The 14542-nt window shown below is 54.5% G+C and carries 13 protein-coding genes and 2 pseudogenes; 7 read left to right on the top strand and 8 right to left on the bottom strand.

Annotation, left to right across the window (positions count from 1 at the left end):
* Window positions 1-25: 25 nt before the first annotated feature.
* The 5 genes and pseudogenes from RTM06_RS22780 to ahpC all read right to left on the bottom strand — a co-directional run bounded on the left by RTM06_RS22780 (window position 26) and on the right by ahpC (window position 4625).
* On the bottom strand, window positions 26-259 hold the full coding sequence (locus RTM06_RS22780; RefSeq protein ID WP_409455808.1) for an Hpt domain-containing protein: 234 nt from the start codon (window positions 257-259) through the stop codon (window positions 26-28).
* A gap of 63 nt (window positions 260-322) precedes the next feature.
* Window positions 323-943, bottom strand: a pseudogene (locus tag RTM06_RS22775) (response regulator); the annotation flags it as partial.
* Window positions 944-985: 42 nt separating this feature from the next.
* Window positions 986-2302, bottom strand: a complete 1317-nt coding sequence (locus RTM06_RS14860) for a histidine kinase dimerization/phospho-acceptor domain-containing protein (RefSeq protein ID WP_312183179.1) — start codon at window positions 2300-2302, stop codon at window positions 986-988.
* Window positions 2303-2425: 123 nt separating this feature from the next.
* Entirely contained in the window at window positions 2426-3994 is a 1569-nt protein-coding gene (gene ahpF / locus RTM06_RS14855; protein ID WP_008104932.1) for an alkyl hydroperoxide reductase subunit F, read from the bottom strand.
* Window positions 3995-4061: 67 nt separating this feature from the next.
* A complete protein-coding gene (gene ahpC, locus RTM06_RS14850; protein WP_007889514.1) occupies window positions 4062-4625 on the bottom strand; it encodes an alkyl hydroperoxide reductase subunit C in 564 nt (187 codons plus the stop codon).
* Window positions 4626-4941: 316 nt separating this feature from the next.
* On the opposite strand from ahpC, the gene RTM06_RS14845 reads away from it, so the two are divergent.
* Window positions 4942-5394 carry a GNAT family N-acetyltransferase gene (locus RTM06_RS14845; protein WP_312183175.1) on the top strand — a complete coding sequence of 151 codons (453 nt, stop codon included), beginning with the start codon at window positions 4942-4944 and terminating at the stop codon, window positions 5392-5394.
* Here RTM06_RS14845 and apbC read toward each other — a convergent pair.
* Window positions 5391-6503 (bottom strand): iron-sulfur cluster carrier protein ApbC, encoded by a 1113-nt coding sequence (apbC, locus tag RTM06_RS14840; RefSeq protein WP_312183172.1) that lies wholly within the window; start codon window positions 6501-6503, stop codon window positions 5391-5393. The genes RTM06_RS14845 and apbC overlap by 4 nt on opposite strands.
* A 161-nt stretch (window positions 6504-6664) precedes the next feature.
* Here apbC and metG point away from each other — a divergent pair, with 161 nt between their 5' ends.
* On the top strand, window positions 6665-8698 hold the full coding sequence (gene metG / locus RTM06_RS14835) for a methionine--tRNA ligase (RefSeq protein ID WP_312183169.1): 2034 nt from the start codon (window positions 6665-6667) through the stop codon (window positions 8696-8698).
* 222 nt (window positions 8699-8920) lie between these two features.
* On the opposite strand, the gene RTM06_RS14830 is transcribed toward metG, so the two are convergent.
* A complete protein-coding gene (locus RTM06_RS14830) occupies window positions 8921-9277 on the bottom strand; it encodes an endonuclease domain-containing protein (protein WP_312183166.1) in 357 nt (118 codons plus the stop codon).
* 153 nt (window positions 9278-9430) lie between these two features.
* On the opposite strand from RTM06_RS14830, the gene RTM06_RS14825 reads away from it, so the two are divergent.
* The 5 genes from RTM06_RS14825 to sanA all read left to right on the top strand — a co-directional run bounded on the left by RTM06_RS14825 (window position 9431) and on the right by sanA (window position 14232).
* Window positions 9431-9814, top strand: coding sequence for a CidA/LrgA family protein (locus RTM06_RS14825; RefSeq protein WP_312183164.1), 384 nt, complete (start codon window positions 9431-9433; stop codon window positions 9812-9814).
* Entirely contained in the window at window positions 9807-10499 is a 693-nt protein-coding gene (locus RTM06_RS14820; protein ID WP_008104945.1) for a CidB/LrgB family autolysis modulator, read from the top strand. Before RTM06_RS14825 ends, RTM06_RS14820 begins: the two co-directional genes overlap by 8 nt.
* Window positions 10500-10623: 124 nt before the next feature.
* Complete coding sequence (gene cdd, locus RTM06_RS14815; protein ID WP_312183161.1) at window positions 10624-11520, top strand: cytidine deaminase; 897 nt, start codon at window positions 10624-10626, stop codon at window positions 11518-11520.
* A gap of 160 nt (window positions 11521-11680) precedes the next feature.
* Entirely contained in the window at window positions 11681-13378 is a 1698-nt protein-coding gene (locus RTM06_RS14810) for an NAD-dependent malic enzyme (RefSeq protein ID WP_256696905.1), read from the top strand.
* A 134-nt stretch (window positions 13379-13512) separates the two neighbouring features.
* Entirely contained in the window at window positions 13513-14232 is a 720-nt protein-coding gene (sanA, locus tag RTM06_RS14805) for an outer membrane permeability protein SanA (protein WP_008104952.1), read from the top strand.
* A gap of 128 nt (window positions 14233-14360) precedes the next feature.
* Here sanA and mglC read toward each other — a convergent pair.
* Window positions 14361-14542: pseudogene (gene mglC / locus RTM06_RS14800) on the bottom strand (beta-methylgalactoside transporter permease); the annotation flags it as partial.

The following is a 14542-nucleotide window of genomic DNA, read 5'->3' as shown; positions in this document are numbered from 1 at the left end:
CGAGAGCACTCTCAATTGCCTTATCTCAAGGCATCAGGTTGTTAATCAGCGTTTGCCAATCTCTGGTGGTTTGAACGGTTGGCGTAGACTTTTGCCGCAGTTGCGTTTCAATGATGTCGGCTTGATGAGCCAGCTCTGGCAGCTGGTACATCTGTGCAACACCGCGAATACGGTGCACAAAGTGGATCATGTGCGGCACATCGCGCTGTTCACAGGCATGAACAAAGTTATCCCGATCCTGTTGCAGCCATAACTTCACTTCATCACTCAACAACGGCGTATCCGGTTCCTGAATTGCCTGATAGTTTCCGAGTTTTTCTACCAGCTCGGCTAATCGAATCGGTTTAACTAACACATCATCCATGCCGCTGGTTAAACAGCGTTGCCGATGCTCAAGACTGCTGACGGCGGAGATCGCGATCAGCGGCGTGCGATCGCGCTGTTGTGCGGTTTCTAACTCACGGATCTGTTCTGCCAGCCAATAGCCATCCTTGCCGGGTAAATTACAATCTAACAGCATGATATCGTAGTAATTTTCATCATTCAGCAGTTGTAAAGCCTGTTCGGCACTCTCGACCATTTCATAATGGCAATTGAGCTGTTTAAGCTGAGCAGCCAGCACCTGCTGATTGGCTGGATGATCCTCCACCACTAATACCGCTAGCCCAGCGGGAAGCGCTGTCATTGGCTGTTGGTCTTGAATGCTACCTGGCGAATGACTCTTATTCAGCGGCAAAATACAGGTGAAGATGCTGCCTTTGCCCTCCTCACTACTTAGGGTTAAATCTCCGCCCATACGTTTTGCCAGGGTGCGACACAGATAAAGCCCCAAACCGCTACCACTGCGCACGCGGGCACCGCGACTTTCCGCCTGCTGCCAGGCCTGGAACATCCGCTGCTGATCGGCGGCTGCGATACCGATGCCGGTATCTTCCACAGCGAGGGTTAATGCATCCGGTAACCCTGGCTCGCTGTGCCAATCGGCTTAGAGGGTAATTGCCCCGCTATCGGTGAACTTCACCGCATTCGACAACAAGTTATTCACAATTTGGCGCAGACGATGCGCGTCCACATCCAGCCATAATGCTTCGAACACGGGCTGCAGTTCCAGCACCAGTGTCACACCTTTTTGCTCGGCTGAAGGCCGCTGGCTATCACAGATTGCCGCCAGTAAGCTGCTGATTTCACATGGCGCAATCTGCAACGGAATCTGCTGCTGACTGAGCTTGCTGTGATCCAGCACGTTATTGAGTAATTCCAGCAGATCCTGCGATGAAGAGAGCGCCAGTGCCTGATACTCCTGTTGCTTTTTCGCTGTCGCAGGCTGTTGCAGAAGCTCTAACGACGCAATGATGGCGTTCATTGGCGTGCGGATTTCATGGCTCATAATCGCCAGAAATTCGGACTTACTTTTTTCGCTTGCCTGTGCTCGACGACGGGCTTTTATCGCACTACTCAGCGCCAATAGCAGCAGCACCAGCAGCGTGGCAAAGGCGATAAGCTGATAACGATAGTGCTCAACAATCACGCCAATTGACGGCGTGCCCAAATCGACAATACCCACCCAGCGCTTGAAGATGTTTTGTGCATCGACACCATTGATGGTGATAAAGGCCGCATTGATGATGTCGCGCAACTCGGGATAAGCCGGATCGATAGCCATATTGATGCCGCTGGCCATTTCGGGTACCTGACCCGTCACCGCTAAATCACCTGCGTAGAAGCGCTGTAATATCGGCAGAATGATCAAGCCGGATCCTATCACTGCATCAACCTGGCGTTCGTCAACGGCGCGCAGCGCTTCGCTAACGCTGGGAAAATCGACTAGCTGAATCGCTGGATAGTGCTTCCTGATCCAGGGTTCATACTCTGAGGATTGCGCAATCCCGAGCCGCTTGCCGTCTAATCGTTCAATGCCACGGATATCCACCGTCTCTTTGCGGCCCACTAACATGGGCATGGTTTGCATCCAGGATTGACTAAACAGCCAGCGCTGTTTGTCCTGCGGGGAGATCAGCTCCGCACTGACAGCCGCGTTAAGCATCGGCGGGTTGAGGAGCGCCTCTTCAGGTGCAACGTAGGTGAAATGTAGTCCGGTGCGTTCGCTGATTTCATCAAGAATGGTGCGGCTTAGTCCCACCGGTTTACCGTTTTCGCGATAATCCTGCGGCCAACGATCGGCAACGGTGTAGGTGATGTTGGGGTGCGCCTGAATCCACGCCTGCAGCTGTGGAGACAGATCAATGCGCTGCGCCTGCGCCACATTCACCATTAACAGCAATATTAATAACAGCCTGTTCATCCACGCTTCCCCTGCCCATCGTCACCAATTCGCAGTGTAGCCGCGTTGAACTCGCATGGAAATGTAGATAAAAAAAAGCCCCGCAACACAGGTTGCGGGGCTATTGCGTGGCTATCGCAAAATTTATTCAGCCGGTTTGGTGCGAATCAGATAATCAAAGGCGCTGAGTGAGGCTTTCGCGCCTTCACCGCTGGCGATGATGATCTGCTTATACGGCACAGTGGTGCAGTCGCCTGCGGCGAATACGCCTTTCAGGCTGGTTTCGCACTTGGCATCAATGATAATTTCGCCCATTTTGTTGCGCTCTACCGCACCTTCAAGGAAGGTGGTGTTCGGCAGCAAACCAATCTGCACGAAGATGCCGCTCAGCGCGATTTCGTGGCTGGTCTGGTTGTTACGGTCGATATAGGTCAGGCTAGTGACTTTGCTGCCGTCGCCTTTCACTTCAGTGGTCTGTGCGTTCAGAATCACATCAACGTTTTTCAGGCTGCGCAGTTTGTCCTGCAGCACTTTGTCGGCGCGCATTTCGCTGGCGAATTCCAGCAGCGTCACGTGCTCAACAATACCGGCCAAATCGATAGCCGCTTCCACGCCGGAGTTACCGCCGCCGATTACTGCGGTGCGTTTGCCTTTAAACAGCGGGCCGTCGCAGTGCGGGCAGTAGGTTACGCCCTTGGTGCGATACTGCTCTTCGCCCGGTACGCCCATATTGCGCCAGCGTGCGCCGGTGGCAATGATGATGCTGCGTGATTTCAGTACCGCGCCAGAGGCGGTTTCAATCGCGTGCAGACCGCCCTCTTTCGCCGCCGGAATCAGCTTGATGGCGCTCTGGGTATCAATCACATCGACGTCATAATCATCAACGTGAGCACGCAGAGAACCGGCCAGCTTCGCGCCTTCGGTTTTCGGTACCGAGATGTAGTTTTCGATGTCTACGGTGTCCAGCACCTGACCACCAAAACGCTCGCCCATCAGGCCAGTACGGATGCCTTTACGTGCAGAGTAGATGGCCGCAGCCGCGCCCGCCGGGCCGCTGCCGACGATCAGCACTTCGTAGGCATCACGCTTGTTCAGCTCTTCCGCCGCACGCTTCTCTGCATTGGTGTCCACTTTACCGACGATTTCCGCCAGGCTCAGACGGCCCTGACCGAACTCTTTGCCGTTAAGGAACACTGCCGGCACGCCCATCACGTTGCGTTCGGTAATTTCGTTCTGGAACATACCGCCATCAATCGCGGTATGGCTAATGCGCGGGTTCAGTACCGCCATCAGGTTCAGCGCCTGTACCACGTCAGGACAGTTGTGGCACGACAGTGAATAATAAGTTTCGAAGTGGAAGTCGCCTTCCAAAGCCACAACCTGATCAAGCAGGCTCTGCGCTTCTTTCGAAGGGTGTCCACCGGTTTGCAGCAAGGCTAAAACCAGTGAAGTAAATTCGTGGCCCATGGGCGAACCGGCAAAGCGCGGACCGCTGTGGCTGCCTGGGTTAGTGATCAGGAAAGAGGGTTTACGAACCGGACGATCGTTCTCTTCACGGAAGCTGACTTTGTCTGACAAGCCCGCGATATCAGCCAACAGAGAGCGAATCTCTGCGGATTTGGCGCCATCATCCAATGTGGCAATCAACTCAACCGGTTTCGTTAGTTTCTCAAGGTAAGCCTTGAGTTGGGTTTTTAAATTGGTGTCGAGCATAGTGAGTTCCTGTCATGAAAATCGGGTGCCGTAGCACCCGATTGAGAAAGATCGAATGGTAGCTAACTTAGATTTTGCCAACCAGGTCCAGTGATGGAGCCAGAGTGGCTTCGCCTTCTTTCCATTTTGCCGGGCAAACTTCACCTGGGTGAGAAGCAACGTACTGTGCTGCTTTCACTTTACGGATCAGGTCAGATGCGTCACGGCCAATGCCTTCGGCAGTGATTTCGATCGCCTGGATGATGCCTTCCGGGTCAACGATGAAGGTACCGCGATCTGCCAGACCTTCGTCTTCGCGCATGATTTCGAAGTTACGGGTCAGCGCGCCAGTTGGGTCGCCTATCATCGCGTATTTGATTTTCGCGATGGTGTCTGAAGAACCGTGCCAGGCTTTGTGGGTAAAGTGCGTGTCAGTAGAAACAGAGTAGATATCTACACCCAGTTTCTGGAACTCTTCGTGATGGTCTGCAACGTCACCCAGTTCGGTTGGGCATACGAAGGTGAAGTCAGCCGGGTAGAAGAAGAAAACACTCCATTTACCTTCAACGTCTTTCTCGGTGACTTCGATGAATTCGCCGTTTTTGAACGCTGCGTTTTTAAATGGTTTGATCTTGGTATTAATGATGGACATGGTGACCTCCGTTAAAAGATGTGATGCAGGCTACAGAATTTTCGGGCCAACTTCTAATATGCAGACGTTATCAATTAGATAACCAAAAGCTATCAAAGCGCCGACACCTGATTTCATGCGGCTCGCGCGGGCATTCTACACAGAAAAAGCGCTGATTAAACAGGCTTTATCTTTTCGTCTCGCTGCTGCTATTTTTAGGAATACGAACAGGTCACCATAAATGGCGACCCTACGGAGAGCAGAGTCATTTTCGTAGGGTCACCATTTATGGAGACCTGGCAAAAGCGTCAAATAATCGTGCGAATGGAGTGCTTAAGTGGATATACGTTTATTTGAGGAAACCGATCGGCCTTTTCTGCGCACGCTCTATCTTGCCGCGCGACGCCATAACTGGACGTGGCTGGATGGCGAAGATTGGCAGTTAGAAGATTTCGATGCTGTGATTTTGGGCGAAACCGTGCTGGTCGCTGAGCTGGACGGACATCGCGTGGGGTTTGCGGCGGTGCTGGATAATGACAACTTCCTGCATAGTCTGTACGTCGATCCAAACGCACAGGGAAAAGGTGTGGGCAGCGCGTTGTTAGAAAAAGTGCAGTCGCGATTTAGCTCGACTGGCGCATTGAAATGCCTGCAACAGAATCAGGCGGCAATGGATTTCTATCTCAAACACGGCTGGCGGCGTGAAGCGGTTGGCGAGAGCGAGCAGGGAAAATATGTGCTGATGCATTTTCCGCTGGCGACACGCGCCAGCGGAAATGGACGGGGTTAAACGGCGCGGAAGGCGATATCGCCAGGGATAATGTCTCCCTGCCAATAGAGCTGAGCCGCCACACGCCCCGCCAGCTGGCGGTAGAGCGCGGTGAAATCACTCTCCGGACGGCGCACCACGGTGGGTTCGCCATCATCCAAATCTTCACGCAGCGTAATGTGCAGCGGCAGTTGTGCCAGCAAACGCGTGTTGTAATCTTCCACCAGCTTCTGCGCACCGCCGGTACCGAAAATCGGTTCGTGATGTCCGCATTGGCTGCAGATGTGCATGCTCATATTCTCGACCACGCCCAACACCGGCACGCTGACTTTCTCGAACATCACCATCCCTTTACGCGCATCAATCAACGCGATGTCCTGCGGCGTGGTGACCACTAACGCGCCGGTCACCGGCACGTTTTGCGCCAGCGTCAGCTGAATATCACCGGTGCCTGGCGGCATATCGAGAATCAGATAATCCAGATCCGGCCACATGGTTTCATTAAGCAGTTGCATCAGGGCTTTGCTCGCCATCGGGCCACGCCACACCATGGCATTGTCGTCGGTGACCAGGTAACCAATCGAATTGGTTGCCAGTCCGTGCGCCATGATCGGCGCCATATGCGTGCCATCCGGCGAGGTTGGACGCTGATTTTCGGTACCGAGCATGTTCGGAATCGACGGGCCGTAAATATCCGCATCGAGAATCCCCACGCGCGCCCCTTCGGCGATCAGCGCCAGCGCCATATTCACCGCGGTGCTGGATTTACCCACGCCACCTTTGCCTGAACTGACGGCGATGATGTTCTTCACACCGGTCGCGCCCGGATGATTTTTCACCCGCTTCAGCGTGGCGATGTCATGACGCAGCCGCCAGTCAATGGCGCTGGCATCGGTCAGGCGCAGCAGCTCGGCGCTGGTTTGCGCTTTCAGCTCTTCAAAGGCGCTGGCCCACGCGAACGGCATCATCAGTTCGATATGCAGCTTGTCATCCAGCAGCGCGACGTGGCGCAGCGCTTTCAGCGTGGTCAGGTTGTGTTGCAGCGTCGGATGTTCAAAGTCACTTAGCACGCCGATAACCAATGCTCGCAGCGCTTCAGGTGAATGATGTTGCTGGGATTGTGAAGTCATCCCCTCTCCTTGTTTATTCTTCACGCCAGATTGCGGCGGTGTCTGTTCAATAGTATCAGATAGGCGCTAAAAGTGATGGGGATGTGCTGCTGTGTTTACGCCAGAGGGTGCTTCGGTTAACATCTAACACCGATTTTTCTTCAACGGAACGCTACGCAAAAATGACTCAAGTCGCTAAAAAAATTCTGGTAACGTGCGCACTGCCGTACGCAAACGGTTCAATCCATCTCGGTCACATGCTTGAACACATTCAGGCTGACATTTGGGTCCGTTACCAGCGAATGCGTGGCAACCAGGTTCACTTCATCTGTGCAGACGACGCCCACGGCACGCCAATTATGCTGAAAGCGCAGCAGCTGGGCATCGCGCCGGAGCAGATGATCGCGGAGATGAAGCAGGAGCACGAGACCGATTTCGCTGGCTTCAACATCAGCTATGACAACTATCACTCGACGCACGGCGACGAAAACCGCCAGCTGTCCGAACTGATTTATGGTCGTCTGAAAGAGAACGGTTTCATTAAGAACCGCACCATCTCGCAGCTGTACGACCCTGAGAAAGGCATGTTCCTGCCGGACCGTTTCGTGAAAGGCACCTGCCCGAAATGTAAGTCACCGGATCAGTATGGCGATAACTGCGAAGTGTGCAGCGCGACCTATAGCCCGACCGAGCTGATCGACCCGAAATCGGTGGTTTCAGGCGCGACGCCGGTGCTGCGTGATTCCGAGCACTTCTTCTTTGATCTCCCTTCTTTCAGCGCGATGCTGCAGGCGTGGACGCGCTCTGGCGCGCTGCAAGAGCAGGTGGCGAACAAGATGCAGGAGTGGTTTGAGTCGGGCTTGCAGCAGTGGGATATCTCCCGCGATGCACCTTACTTCGGCTTTGAAATTCCTGGCGCGCCGGGCAAATACTTCTACGTCTGGCTGGATGCGCCAATCGGTTACATGGGTTCGTTCAAAAACCTGTGCGACAAGCGCGGCGATCTCGATTTCGACGAGTTCTGGAAGAAAGATTCCACCACCGAGTTGTATCACTTCATCGGTAAAGACATCGTCTATTTCCATAGCCTGTTCTGGCCGGCGATGCTGGAAGGCAGCAACTTCCGCAAGCCAACCAACCTGTTCGTACACGGTTATGTGACGGTGAACGGCGCGAAGATGTCCAAATCGCGCGGTACCTTTATTAAAGCCAGCACCTGGTTGCAGCATCTGGATGCCGACAGCCTGCGTTATTACTACGCGGCCAAGCTCTCTTCGCGCATCGACGATATCGACCTGAATCTGGAAGATTTCGTGCAGCGCGTGAATGCGGACGTGGTGAACAAAGTGGTGAACCTGGCGTCGCGTAATGCGGGCTTCCTGACCAAACGCTTTGGCGGCAAGCTGGCGAGCGAACTGGCCGATCCGGCACTGTATCAGACCTTTGTTGATGCCTCTGAGAAGATTGGCGAAGCCTGGGCCAGCCGCGAATACAACCGCGCGATCCGTGAAATCATGGCGCTGGCCGATCTGGCGAACCGCTATGTCGATGAGCAGGCACCTTGGGTGGTGGCGAAGCAAGAAGGCCGCGATGCCGACCTGCAAGCGATCTGCTCAATGGGTATCAACCTGTTCCGCGTTTTGATGACCTGGCTGAAGCCGGTGCTGCCATCACTGACCGAACGCACCGAAGCCTTCCTGCAGAGCGAACTGAGCTGGGATGCGATTGCCCAACCGCTGCTGGATCATGAAGTGGCACCGTTCAAAGCGCTGTATGGTCGTATCGAGATGACCAAAGTTGACGCGCTGGTTGAGGCTTCGAAAGAAGACGCGGCGGCGGCGAACAAACCTGCAGCAACCGGTCCGCTGGCCGATGCGCCGATTGGCGACACCATCACCATCGATGATTTCGCCAAGGTCGATATGCGCGTGGCGCTGATCGAGAAAGCGGAGCTGGTAGACGGTTCCGATAAGCTGCTGCGTCTGGAGCTGGATTTGGGTGGCGAGAAGCGTCAGATTTTCTCAGGCATTCGCGCAGCCTATCCGGATCCTTCCGTGCTGGTCGGCAAGATGACCATCATCGTGGCTAACCTCGCGCCGCGTAAAATGCGCTTCGGCATTTCAGAAGGCATGGTGCTGTCAGCGGGTCCAGGCGGCAAAGACCTGTTTGTGCTCTCCGTCGATAGCGGTGCAGTGCCGGGTATGCCGGTTAAGTAAGGGATTTTTGCCCTCACCCTAGCCCTCTCCCGCGTGCGGGAGAGGGAACCGCTCAGTGCGGTCATTTAATCTTCATTCTACTTTTTGTAAACCTGCTCCACTTAATCATTCCCTCGCCCGCTTGCGGGAGAGGGAACCGCTCAGTGCGGTCATTTAATCTTAATTCTACTTTTTGCAAACCTGCTCCACCTAATCATTCCCTCGCCCGCTTGCGGGAGAGGGCTAGGGTGAGGGCCCAGGCAGCAACAACTGCCGATATATCTCCTCCATCACCGCATCAAACTCTTCGAAAACCTGATGATTCCAGAATCTAATCACTCTCCAGCCACCGCGCTGTAAATATTCCGTTCTTCGTTGATCATAAATTTTCGCTTCATCTTCATTATGTTGTCCGCCATCCAGCTCAACGATCAGCAGCCTTTCAATACAGGCGAAATCCACGACATAACATCCAATCGGATGCTGACGCCGAAACTTCACGCCGCATAAATTCCGGTTACGCAAAAAACGCCATAATATATGCTCTGCTTCTGGCATCGCCTGACGCAGTTGTCGCTGACGCGTAATCGCTTTCATCATCGCCCTCACTTTCACGCTATCGGCTTACCCTACGTCATGTTTAAAGGAATAAAAGATCGCGATGAAAAAGCTGGAATCTGCATTCCAATGTGATCGCTAGCACGCTAATCGCTTAATGCGTATGATAAAGCGCTACGAAAACAGGAGCCTGACATGCCTGCCGTTCTCTCTGCTTGTTGGCGCTGTGTGCGCGCCTTCGCCATCATTTATGCGGCGCTTTACGCCGGAATGGGGATTTCTGCCCTGCTCCCGATAACCATTCCCGGCAGCATCATCGGCATGCTGCTGCTGTTTCTGTTGCTGGCGCTGCAAATCATGCCGGTTGAGTGGGTGAAACCCGGATGCCATTTACTGATTCGCTATATGGCGCTGCTGTTTGTGCCGATTAGCGTCGGCGTAATGAGCTATACCGATATCCTCACCGCGCAGTTTGGGCCGATTGTGGTGTCGTGCATTGTCAGTACTTTTATGGTGCTGCTGATTGTCGGTCTAAGTGCAGAACGTTTGCAGCGCCCGCAGGAGAAGCCGAATGATTGACGCATGGTGGTCGCTGCCACTGACCGTAATCGCCTATTTTCTGGCGCGCAAACTGGCGGCGAAAATCAATATCTCCATCGTCAATCCATTGCTGGTGGCGATGGCGATTGTCATTCCGATTCTGCTGCTCACCAATCTGCCTTACACGCGCTATTTTGCCGGCAGCAGCCTGCTCAATCAGTTGCTGCAACCGGCGGTTGTCGCGCTGGCGTTGCCGCTGTATGAGCAGATGCATCAGATTCGCGCGCGCTGGAAAACCATCATCAGCGTCTGTTTCATCGGCAGCATCACGGCGATGGTGTCAGGCACCGCGATTGCGCTGTGGATGGGCGCAACGCCGGAAATCGCCGCCACCATTATGCCGAAATCCGTTACCACGCCGATTGCGATGGCGGTCTCCGCCTCGCTGCACGGTATTCCCGCCATCAGCGCTATTTGCGTGCTGATCGCCGGTGTGCTGGGTGCGGTGTTTGGTCATATGCTGCTTAATCTGTTTAAGGTGAAAAACAAATCTTCGCGCGGATTGGCGATTGGAAACGCTTCGCACGCATTAGGCACCGCGCGCGCCGCCGAGATTGATTATCAGGAAGGTGCCTTCAGCTCACTAGCTTTGGTGATTTGCGGCATCATCACTTCGTTACTGGCACCCTTCCTTTTTCCGCTATTAATGCATTGGTGGGGCTGAAACTTGCGAGAGATCTCGCAAAGTTGAAACAACCCAATCAGCTTGCATTGTCAGAGCGACTTGGATCACATATAAAACCTCTGGCGGCGCATCGCCGCTAACGCGTAACTGAGGCCATCACATCATGCATTCACGATTCCTTACTGCTTTTTCTGCCCTGCCCACTGCGCTGCAAGCTGCAATTCAGCCGCTGCTCGATGCGCCGGATTTTCACGGCGTATTGCGTCCGCAGGATGTCGCGCAACTGAAACAGCTTACCGGTCTGGATGATGATGCGCTGGCGCTGGAACTGCTGCCGCTGGCGGCGAGCTGCGCGGTGGCAACCGTATCAAATTTTAATGTCGGTGCGATCTCGCGCGGCGTCAGCGGCCACTGGTATTTCGGCGCCAACATGGAGTTCCTGCACACGCCGCTGCAGCAGACGGTGCACGCCGAGCAAAGTGCCATTACGCATGCCTGGCTGCGCGGTGAAGAGAAACTGGCGGCGATTACCGTCAACTACACGCCGTGCGGACATTGCCGTCAGTTTATGAACGAGCTGAACAGCGGCACGGCGATTCGCATCAGCCTGCCTGGACGCGCGGTTAGCACGCTGGGCGACTATTTGCCGGATGCGTTTGGTCCAGCCGATCTCAACATCACTGAACGTCTGCTGACGCCGATCGATCATGGTTTTGCCGTTCAAGGTGATGCGTTGCAACAGGCTGCTATTACCGCCGCCAATCACAGTCACGCGCCTTATAGCCAGAGTTACAGCGGCGTGGCGCTGCGCAGCCTGAGCGGCCAGGTCTTTACCGGTCGCTATGCGGAAAACGCCGCCTTCAACCCAAGCTTGCCGCCGCTGCAGGCCGCACTGATTTTGATGAACATGAGCAACGAAGCGCTGGAGACTATTCAGCAAGCCGTTTTGGCAGAATGTCAGGAGAGCACGCTGAGTCAGTTGGATGCGACTCGCGCGACGCTTAAGGCGTTGGGATGTGAGGATTTCTCACTTACTTTAGTTTCGAAAACATCAGTTTAGTGATCCTTTTACCGCTTTTGTGACCTTCTGTTAACAAAAGCTGTACATCTGCAGGAATTTTCATAGGATCGGGCGCCAGAACCTCTTCATTTCAAGATGGACTGGCGTGACCTTTTCCCGGCGATACGTCAGAAAACACTGCAACCGGAGCAAGCACTGCATGGAACTCGACTACGAAAGTAAACGCCCGCTGTATATTCCTTATGCGGGTCCGATCCTGCTGGAATTTCCGCTGTTGAATAAAGGCAGCGCCTTCACCCTCGAAGAACGTAACGAATTTAACCTCAACGGCCTGCTACCGGAAGCGGTAGAAACCATCGAAGAGCAGGCAGAACGTGCCTGGCGCCAGTTCCTGGATTTCAAAAACAACAACGACAAGCATGTCTATCTGCGCAATATCCAGGACACCAACGAAACCCTGTTCTACCGGCTGCTCGACAATCATCTGGAAGAGATGATGCCGATTATCTACACCCCAACGGTCGGCGCCGCCTGTGAACACTTCTCTGAAATCTACCGTCGCGCGCGCGGCGTGTTCATCTCTTATAACAACCGCGACCGCATTGAAGACATGCTGCAGAACGCCACTAAGCAGAATGTAAAAGTGATCGTGGTGACTGATGGCGAACGTATTCTTGGCCTCGGCGATTTAGGTATCGGCGGCATGGGCATCCCAATCGGTAAGCTGTCGCTGTATACCGCGTGTGGCGGCATCAGCCCGGCTTACACCTTGCCGGTGGTACTGGATGTCGGCACCAACAACCAACAGCTGCTGAACGATCCGCTCTATATGGGCTGGCGTCATCCGCGTATCACTGGCGAAGAGTACGAAGAGTTTGTTAACGAGTTCATCCAGGCAGTCAACCGTCGCTGGCCGAACGTGCTGTTGCAGTTCGAAGACTTCGCGCAGAAAAACGCCATGCCGCTGCTGGAGCGCTATCGCGATGAGATCTGCTGCTTCAACGACGATATTCAGGGCACCGCCGCAGTGACCGTCGGCACGCTGATCGCCGCCAGCCGCGCTGCGGGCAGCCGCCTGTGCGAGCAGAAAGTGGTGTTCCTCGGTGCCGGTTCTGCCGGTTGTGGTATCGCCGAGCAAATCATCGCGCAGATGAAGTCGGAAGGTTTGAGCGATGATGAAGCGCGTGGCCGCGTGATGATGGTCGATCGCTTCGGTCTGCTGACCGACAAACTGCCGAACCTACTCAATTTCCAGAGCAAGCTGGTGCAGAAGAGCGAGAGCCTGAAAGATTGGGATACCGATAGCGATTCAATTTCTCTGCTCGACGTGGTGCGCAACGCCAAGCCGGATATTCTGATCGGCGTATCAGGTCAACCTGGCCTGTTCACCGAAGAGATCATCCGCGAGATGCACAAGCACACCAAGCGTCCGATCGTTATGCCGCTGTCGAACCCAACGTCACGCGTGGAAGCAACACCAGCCGACATCATCGCCTGGACCGACGGTGCCGCGCTGGTTGCCACCGGCAGCCCGTTCTCGCCGGTCACCTGGAAAGGGAAAACCTATCCAATCGCCCAGTGCAACAACTCCTATATCTTCCCTGGTATTGGTTTGGGTGTGATCGCTGCGGGCGCCAGCCGCGTGACGGATTCAATGCTGATGACCGCCAGCCGCGCACTGGCCGACTGTTCGCCGCTGGTCAATGACGGCGAAGGTCCGGTTCTGCCGGAGATCAAAGATATACAAGGCGTGTCCAAGCTGATTGCCATTGAAGTGGGCAAAGCCGCGCAGCTGGCTGGTGTGGCGGTGGTGACCTCGGAAGATGTGCTGTCGAAAGCCGTCAGCAACAACTTCTGGCTGCCGCAGTATCGTAACTATCGCCGTACTTCGATCTGATAAATTCGTTGCCGGATCATTTAGATCCGGCAACGTTTAAAAAAACGTCAGCCAACTGGCGTTTACTTGCTTCCCCCGCCCGCCTCAAGTAGCCTTTATCCATTCTGAATTCTGCCAACCGAGTGCCCGCGCGCATGATTAAACGCGTTTTCTTTGGTCTGTTTTTCATCATCTTACTGATGGTGGCGACCGCGCTCGGCTTGGATCGCTGGATCAGCTGGAAAACCGCGCCCTTTATTTACGAAGATGTCACCTCGCTGCCGCATCGTCAGGTCGGCGTGGTCTTGGGCACGGCCAAGTATTACCGCACCGGCGTCATCAATCAGTATTACCTCTATCGCATTCAGGGCGCGTTGAACGCCTATAACAGCGGCAAGGTGAATTACCTGCTGCTGAGCGGTGACAATGCGCAGCAAAGCTATAACGAACCGATGACCATGCGCCGTGATTTGATTAAAGCGGGCGTCGCGCCGTCGGACATCGTGCTGGATTACGCCGGCTTCCGCACGCTGGATTCGATTGTGCGCACGCGCAAAGTGTTCGATACCAACGATTTCATCATCATTACCCAGCGCTTCCACTGCGAACGCGCGCTGTACATCGCGCAGCATCTGGGGATTCAGGCGCAGTGTTATGCGGTGCCATCGCCGAAAAACATGTTGTCGGTGCGTTTCCGTGAAGTGGGTGCACGTTTGGGTGCGCTGGCGGATTTGTATTTGATGAAGCGCGAGCCGCGTTTCCTCGGCCCGCTAGTGCCGATTCCTGCGGTGCATGAAGTGCCGGAAGATGCGCAGAGTTATCCGGCGGTGACGCCAGAGCAGCTTTTAGAGTTGGAAGAGAAACTGCAGAAGTGATGTTTGTTCCCTCACCCTAGCCCTCTCCCGCCAGCGGGAGAGGGAACCGTTTAGTGCAGGTTTTAAGTTAGAACTCGGTCTGCTCCCTCTCCCGCAAGCGGGAGAGGGTTGGGGTGAGGGGAAACCAATTATTTTTTACGTGCGTACTTCAGTGAATCCAGCGCCACAGCGAAGATGATGATGCCGCCCTTGATGATGTACTGCCAGTAAGGGTTGACGCCGATGTAGGTCAAGCCGTAGTTGATGACGGTAAAAATGATGACACCGGTCACCACGCCCGCTACAGAACCCACGCCACCGGCAAACGACA

This window comes from Pantoea sp. CTOTU46764 (assembly GCF_031974595.1).
GTDB classification, from domain to species: Bacteria; Pseudomonadota; Gammaproteobacteria; order Enterobacterales; family Enterobacteriaceae; genus Pantoea; species Pantoea trifolii.
This window is presented reverse-complemented; position numbering and strand designations above follow the sequence as displayed.

What these genes read in the sequence shown, in the direction of transcription:
- metG (WP_312183169.1), top strand. Translation starts at nt 6,665, where the DNA reads ATGACTCAAGTCGCTAAAAAAATTCTGGTAACGTGCGCACTGCCGTAC.
- ahpF (WP_008104932.1), bottom strand. Translation starts at nt 3,994, where the DNA reads ATGCTCGACACCAATTTAAAAACCCAACTCAAGGCTTACCTTGAGAAA.
- RTM06_RS14825 (WP_312183164.1), top strand. Translation starts at nt 9,431, where the DNA reads ATGCCTGCCGTTCTCTCTGCTTGTTGGCGCTGTGTGCGCGCCTTCGCC.
- apbC (WP_312183172.1), bottom strand. Translation starts at nt 6,503, where the DNA reads ATGACTTCACAATCCCAGCAACATCATTCACCTGAAGCGCTGCGAGCA.
- RTM06_RS14820 (WP_008104945.1), top strand. Translation starts at nt 9,807, where the DNA reads ATGATTGACGCATGGTGGTCGCTGCCACTGACCGTAATCGCCTATTTT.
- RTM06_RS14810 (WP_256696905.1), top strand. Translation starts at nt 11,681, where the DNA reads ATGGAACTCGACTACGAAAGTAAACGCCCGCTGTATATTCCTTATGCG.
- sanA (WP_008104952.1), top strand. Translation starts at nt 13,513, where the DNA reads ATGATTAAACGCGTTTTCTTTGGTCTGTTTTTCATCATCTTACTGATG.
- RTM06_RS14860 (WP_312183179.1), bottom strand. Translation starts at nt 2,302, where the DNA reads ATGAACAGGCTGTTATTAATATTGCTGTTAATGGTGAATGTGGCGCAG.
- ahpC (WP_007889514.1), bottom strand. Translation starts at nt 4,625, where the DNA reads ATGTCCATCATTAATACCAAGATCAAACCATTTAAAAACGCAGCGTTC.
- cdd (WP_312183161.1), top strand. Translation starts at nt 10,624, where the DNA reads ATGCATTCACGATTCCTTACTGCTTTTTCTGCCCTGCCCACTGCGCTG.
- RTM06_RS14830 (WP_312183166.1), bottom strand. Translation starts at nt 9,277, where the DNA reads ATGATGAAAGCGATTACGCGTCAGCGACAACTGCGTCAGGCGATGCCA.